Source organism: Clostridia bacterium (assembly GCA_012840125.1).
GTDB lineage: Bacteria > Bacillota > DULZ01 > DULZ01 > DULZ01 > DULZ01.
In genome coordinates this window covers 1-6,847 of sequence record DULZ01000045.1, presented here as the reverse complement: position 1 = coordinate 6,847, position 6,847 = coordinate 1, and the positions used below count along the sequence as shown (strand labels likewise).

At 50.4% G+C, this 6,847-nt stretch carries 7 protein-coding genes; all 7 read left to right on the top strand.

What is annotated here, in order from left to right; all coding sequences use genetic code 11:
• Positions 1-188: 188 nt before the first annotated feature.
• Entirely contained in the window at positions 189-893 is a 705-nt protein-coding gene (locus tag GXX34_05690; protein HHW07013.1) for a sensor histidine kinase, read from the top strand.
• A gap of 9 nt (positions 894-902) precedes the next feature.
• Positions 903-1,700 (top strand): response regulator, encoded by a 798-nt coding sequence (locus GXX34_05685; protein HHW07012.1) that lies wholly within the window; start codon positions 903-905, stop codon positions 1,698-1,700.
• 4 nt (positions 1,701-1,704) lie between these two features.
• A complete protein-coding gene (locus GXX34_05680) occupies positions 1,705-3,381 on the top strand; it encodes an FAD-binding protein (protein ID HHW07011.1) in 1,677 nt (558 codons plus the stop codon).
• The gene (locus GXX34_05675) at positions 3,378-3,578 is read left to right on the top strand and encodes a 4Fe-4S binding protein (GenBank protein ID HHW07010.1); all 201 of its coding nucleotides are present in this window, start codon (positions 3,378-3,380) and stop codon (positions 3,576-3,578) included. The genes GXX34_05680 and GXX34_05675 overlap by 4 nt, the downstream gene beginning before the upstream one ends.
• Positions 3,579-3,776: 198 nt before the next feature.
• Positions 3,777-4,664: a hypothetical protein gene (locus GXX34_05670; protein ID HHW07009.1), complete on the top strand. Its 888-nt coding sequence runs from the start codon at positions 3,777-3,779 to the stop codon at positions 4,662-4,664.
• Between the two features lie 109 nt (positions 4,665-4,773).
• Positions 4,774-5,301 carry a sigma-70 family RNA polymerase sigma factor gene (locus GXX34_05665; GenBank protein HHW07008.1) on the top strand — a complete coding sequence of 176 codons (528 nt, stop codon included), beginning with the start codon at positions 4,774-4,776 and terminating at the stop codon, positions 5,299-5,301.
• Positions 5,301-6,847 (top strand): hypothetical protein (locus GXX34_05660; GenBank protein HHW07007.1); only part of this gene is annotated, 1,547 nt, incomplete at its 3' end. The genes GXX34_05665 and GXX34_05660, both read left to right, overlap by 1 nt.

Here is a 6,847-nt window from a genome sequence, read left to right as displayed (position 1 = left end):
GGAGTATGAGGATTCTGTAGGCAAGGATATCGTTGAGGCTGTGCTCAATACCAAATAGTGCTAAGGACGAGCCCTGCAGGTTTTACCTGCAGGGCTTCCTCAACGAGGCAAAGGATTTCGGGTAATGCTTGTCGAATACGATTTGTGTAATGTTGCACAAATAGACGGGACGGTGTGTAATGGCAACTATGGGAACCGAGGTGGAGAGGCTCCGGCAAAGGATCAAAGAGTTGGAATTCTTGTTGGCGCAAAACGAGGTCAAGAGCCTCGAGAAACAGATCAAACCACACTTTCTTTTCAATACCTTGAATCTGGTGGCCCGTCTGATCTACCTGGGTAAAAGCGAGGAATCCCTGGAAGTAGTGTATGCCCTCTCCAAATTACTGCGTTACACTTTGGAAAAAAAGGAACTGGTCAGGCTGCGTGATGAGGTACAGTATGTCAAAAACTATTTGTTTATCCAACAAAGCCGCTATGGTGACGCCCTGAAATACCAGATGGACATTTCTGAGAACATTCTCAGCTGCCTGATCCCGACCTTGGCCTTGCAGCCCCTGGTAGATAATGCGATTAAACATGGATTGGAACCCAAAGGGGGAGGTTCTATCCTGATTTTCGGTAGGCGCGACGGCAATCAGGTGGTCTTGAAAGTGATCGACGATGGGGTTGGCTTTGAGGAGGAGAAGAACCCGTTAAAGCAGGGTGCAGGTAAAGCCGCTTCCATTGGCAGCGGCCTGCAAAACATCAAAAAACGGCTCCAGTTTTATTACGGGGATGACTTCAAACTGAATATAGTATCCCGGCCGGAAAAAGGGACGGAGGTTAGCATCATACTACCTTTCACCAGTGATGCTAATGACGAGTATGTCCCCGTCTTCTGGTTTGATAAATAGGGTGATGATATGAAAGTGCTGATTGTGGATGATGAAAGGATTGAACGGGAAGCGCTCCGGCATTTCTTCCAGACCAATGATTTGGGTGTGGAGGTGGTGGGAGAGGCTTCCAATGGAATCCAGGCCATTGAAATGACCCAGTTGTTACGCCCGGATATCGTCATCATGGACATCAGGATGGGCATCTTGGACGGTTTGAAGGCGACGGAATGTATTAAAAGAAAGGAGCCCCAGGTGGAAATCATTATACTGACCGCTTTTGGCCTATTTGAATACTCCCAGCAGGCCCTTAGAAGCAGGGCTTTCGATTATTTATTAAAGCCGGTGGAGGAAAAAGAACTAGTTCACTCAATTCAGAGGGTGAAAAACCATATCCTGTCCCGGAAGGAAATGCAAAAAGAACACCGGAAACCGGTTCTTGCCGGGCATTGGGCGGCAGAACAGGTTAATGAGGATCACCGGTTGAACTCGAGCGGATTCGAGGATCCCAGGGTCTCAGCTATCGTCGATTATGTGATGGGTAACTTGGACAAAGACCTCTCCCTGACCGGTCTGGCCTCCCTGGTGCATCTAAATCCCAGTTATCTCAGCCGTTTGTTTAAATCCACCACGGGGGTCTCGCTAAACATTTTTGTCCGGGAGGCAAGGATTGAAAAAGCCAAACATCTATTGAAAAACGAAAGGCATAAACCCCTGAAAATTATTTCCGAAGAAGTCGGTTTTTCCGATGTCCACCATTTTAGCAATACTTTCAAAAAGACGGTAGGGATCACACCGGCGGAATATAGAGTGCAGGGAAGGGGCTGAGCTAGTGAAGCTGCAACCGGAAACAATTATTACCGATGTGCTAATCATCGGCGGCGGCTGTGCAGGATCGATGGCGGCTATTAAAGTGAAGGAAGCTGCTCCCGAATTGAAAGTCTGTGTAATGGAAAAAGGCCATATCAAAAGAAGCGGCTCCGTGACCATGGGTATGGATGCTTTAAATGTGGTGGTTGTTCCCGGTATCTCTACTCCCATGGATTACGTCAGAGCCGTCAGGGAGAAGACTTGGGGCATTATGGATTTCCTGCCTAACTATACTCTCGCCCAAAGGAGCTTCGAAATCCTGAAGCTGCTGGAAGAATGGGGGGTGTTTTTCCCTAAAGATGGGGAAGGCAACTACAAGGTGGCGCAGGTGGATGACGGGGGCAAGTTTTGTGTCTGTATGGATGAACCGGACCTGAAGCCCATGCTGGAAAAGAAGGTGCGCGAAGCAGGGGTAGCGGTACTGAACAAAACCATGGCTACCAGACTGGTGGTCCAGGAAGGGAAAGTGCTGGGAGCAGTTGGCTTGCACCTGCTCGATGGACGGGTGGTCTTCTGCCAAGCCAAGAGCATCATCTTGGCCAATGGTTCGGCAGCTAGGTTTGGATTGCCGAACACCGGTTATCTCTACGGCACTTACGATTTTCCCGGTAATGCCGGTGACGGATTTGCGCTGGCTTTCAGAGCGGGTGCCAGAATTACCGGGATGGAATATACCCTGAAATATGTCCTGGTAAAGGACTTGAATATGCCTTTGATCTATATCGTCATTCCCAGGGGAGGCCAGATCATCAACGACGCCGGTGAAGTCATCATTGACCAGCACAATTTATCGGTATTTCGCCTGAGAGAAGCTTTGGAAAACGGGCAGGGGCCTTTCTTCCTGAAGACGGATCACCTGCCTAAAGAAAGAATCATGGAAATGGAGAGTATCTTGTTCAGCACGGAGAGACCCATGCAGCGCCGGTACTGGGAATTAAAGGGCATGAAGCTGGGCCGGGATCTGATCGAACTCGACTTGACCGAAGCCCAACTGTGTGGGGGACACGGGATGTCAGGGATAGTGATTAATGAAAAGGCGGAAACCAATGTCCAAGGGCTGTTTGCGGCGGGAGATGTGAGCTCCATACCGATGCAGCACTTGACGGGTGCCTTAGTTTACGGGCAGATTGCCGCCGAAAGTGCGGTCCGGTACTGTGCCGGCCAAAAGGCCAACAGGTTTAATCGTGCTTTGGAGAGTTCTTTTAACCAGGAGCTGCAAAGGCTGGGAAGCCTGCTGAATACCGTGCAAGGAAACAAGATTCCTGTTTCTGCCTTCGAATACAAAGTGCGCCGGATCATCAATGAGTACCTGCTTTCTCCCAAGAATGCCTCTTATCTAAGCAAAGGGCTGGAATTGATCTCCGCCCTCAGCGAGCAATTGTCCCACCTGGCTCGTGCTAATACCTATCATGAATTCAGCAAGATTTTGGAAGCGGAATTCATTCTTGATTGTGCCCGGATGTCTGCCGTCGCTTCTTTAACCAGGCAAGAAAGCCGGTGGGGGAAAATCCATTACCGGACGGATTATCCCCAGAGGGATGATGCCAACTGGCTAAAGCATATTGACCTGCAAAAGGGCAGCGATGACGCTGAAATCATGGTTTCCTTGAGGGAAATCCAAAGAGGTGAGATGGAATGAGCGGATACTCATTAGCCGTAACGGATGATTGCATTGGATGCGGCGTCTGTGTTGACCTGTGCCCGTTAGATTGCCTGCGCATGGGAGAGAATGATAAACCATATTTGAAATATGACGAGTGCTGGTATTGCGGCTGTTGTGAAATCGAATGCCCGGTGTCCTGTTTAAAGATCTATTTTCCCTTTCTGGTATTTTGATTCTTTTGCTAATCGGCCACACCCAGGCTGACCTTAAAGAAAAAAGTCTTAAAGACACTATTTACGAACTGTTTAAGCAGCTATTCAGCTGTTTTTTTGTTGGGTAGGATTTGCCAATGAGAAGATGGTTTCGTCTATAGTATAATGAACCATAGCACGTTTAATAGTCAAAGAGCCCGTGGGGGAGGAGGGGTGCCATTGCAACCGGGTTTTAGATCTTTCTTAGGCAAAATCAGGCGTTTCCTGGCGGGCACGCTGGTGACGGCGGTTATTTTCGCCTTATGCTTTGTTTTCAAGCATCCCGTGGCGGCCAAGAGCCATCTCTACAGTGTGGCCAGGGACTTCATGAAAATCAGTATGGACCTGAAAACCCACCACTGGTATGTGATCGACGGGGAAAACTTCCGGGTGAAGTACCAGCCGGTGGATGCCCCCGTGGCCCGTTTGGTGCTGGATACAGCGGAAGAAGCTTGCCGGACGGTAAATGAAATGCTTGACTACCGGCCCACGGAGCCGGTCTATGTTTATATCTACCCCACCAAAGAAACATTGAACAAGAGCTTTGGTTGGGATGCTTCGGTAAATGCCATGGGGGTCTACTGGGCCGGTACCATCCGGATCCTGTCTCCCCTGGATTGGGTGGAGGATGAAGAGCAGTTGGAGACCGTTTTCCGGGAAAGCGGCCCCCTGATCCATGAATACGCCCATTTGCTGGTGGACTACCGCACCCAGGGGAACTATCCCCGCTGGCTGACGGAGGGTATTGCCCAGTACGTGGAACGGGAGCTTACCGGTTACCTCCTTGCCGCGGCCGCGGAGGATCAAGGGGACTGGTACTCCTTGAAAGACATGGATGAAGGTTTTGATCTCCTGCCGGATCAAAGCCTGGCCTACCGGCAGTCCCTTTTGGCGGTGGATTACCTGGTGGAGCTGAAGGGCTTTGACGGGGTGCTGGCTTTGCTGGAGGAACTGGCGGCAGGGAAGAAAATCAGCGAGGCTTTAGAAGCGGTATTGGGACAAGACCTAGATACCTTCGAAGTATCTTTCAAAAGATGGGTAACCTCTCAAGAAACTGCCGGTCCCTAGGCAGTTTCTTTTTTATGCTATCATAAGAGAAAGATATTTTTGCAATTTGAGCAAGATTTTGAAACTGTCGGGCCCCCGAGAATATCTAACTAATGAGAGGAGGGGGGAGATGGATCTCAAGCAACTGGTGGCGGAAAGTAAGAAAGGCAATATTGAGAGCTTTATGTTCCTCCTCTCGGCGAAACAGGAGATGCTGTACAAGATCGCTTATACATATACGCAACATCCCCAGGATGCGGAAGATGTCCTGTCCGAGGCGGCGATCAGGGCCTTTGATAAAATCGGGCAGCTACGGGAACCGGAAAAATTCTACCCGTGGTACACCGCCTTGTTGATTAACCTGTGCCGGGCCCATTACCACCGGAAGCGCAAGGAAAGGGCCGGGCCGGCCTATGACCCGCAGGCGGCGTGGGAGCCGGCGGTGCCTGACTGCAGCGCTGCGGTAGAAGACCGGGTGCTGGCGGAGCAGATCTTGCGGTCCCTGCCATACCCGGAGCGGGAATTGCTGGTGCTGAAGTTCATGGAGGACTTCACCCTCAAAGAGATCGCCGAGATCATGGATATGGCGGAGGGCACCGTCAAAAGCCGCTTGTACCGGGCGCTGAAGAAAATCAAGCAAGTTTGGGGGGATGCCTAGTGGCCGGCCATAATTATGACGTTCCCCATCCGCCGGGGGATTTGATGGATAGAATCAAGGAAAGATTAGTGGAGCACCAGCAAGAGAAAAGAAGGAGGAGAAGACAGCTGGCGGCAGTAATAGGGGTCGTATTGCTCTTTGCCATTCCTGCTTCCGCTTACAATATTGCCAAGGAATACCGGGGATTTGCTTCGGGAGTACGTATAGCCATTGAAAACGCGGAAGGAATAGAGATCGGGCAAACACTGCGTTACAAGAATTGGTCCCTCACCATCGACACCGCCGTCTGGGAAGATAACGATCTAGCCGTCACCTATTCCGTACGGGGAACGGCTTTTAGGTTGGGTGCACTGCAGGTGGTAGATGAAAACGGTAAGGAAATAAATCGAGGCTATGCGGTGAGCGGTCATGCCTTAAATGAAGCCGTAAGCCGGGGAACGATTGATTTCCAAGACCTTGACTTAACATCAGTTCAAGGTGAGCGGGTGTGGCTCAGGATACTCAGTTTAATCAAAAACGAAACTCCACCCATGGTTGCTGCCAGTATCCCGCTTGAAATCTCGCCGGCGATGCCAAGGGGGGAATGGGTGGAAGTAAAGAAGAAACTGGAGGTGGAGAAGGGGACCTACCTCTTAAGAAACATTTACTTGGGCAGGGATGATATCCGCTTGGAGTTTGATTTCATTCCCCGGGATAAATACCGGGAGTTCTATACCTCTGATTTAGATTCCAGGTTTCTTCCCATGGTGCGCTTGAGGGCCGGCGGGAAAAGCTATGCATATGGCGGTGGGTCCATGTCCCTCAAGGACGGTGTGGTGCATCGTACCGTCCATTTCGATGATTTTCCCGTTGAAGACATCAGCAGTCTTCAGATTGATGTCATTGATAGTGTAGTGCTGGTAGACTGGAAAGTGCCCATACCGATTCAAGCTAAAGAGGCGGAAGAACGGGCCTTGACGCACGAAATTCCGTTGCCGGAGGGGAAGCTTCTCTTGACCGGAATGCGCCTCGGTACCAGGTCCACGGCCATCGATTTTACTTTTAAGCCCGCTCATGGCTTTGAAGGGATTACCAGCATCATGTTCGACGCTTATTTGAAAGGCAACGGCAAGTATTACCATTATCACGGGTTTCAACATGACTTCGGTCGGCCCGGTTTGTCCGGCACCATTACTTTTGACCCGGTGCGGTACGATAACTTGGAGGAATTGGAGTTCATTTTAGGCAAAATTGAATACACCTATACCACCGATGCCGGTGTAACCGTTTCCCCAGCCCACGTACCTCAAACCATAGAAGCCTTAGGTAACACCTTCGTTATTGATCAAATGGAGTACAGAGAGGGCCGGACCTTGCTCCATGTAACCTTTGACCGGGAAAACCGGTGGTTCTTCAATGCTTCTTTTGACATCAGGGTGCCCGGAGCCACCAGCCTGAAAGTAAGGTCGGAGACGGAAATGGGACCGGTGGAATGGAGGGACGAAGAGGATTTGAAAGCCGGGTGGCAGCGTTTACGGGAACGATTAAAGGATTATCCCTGGGGATT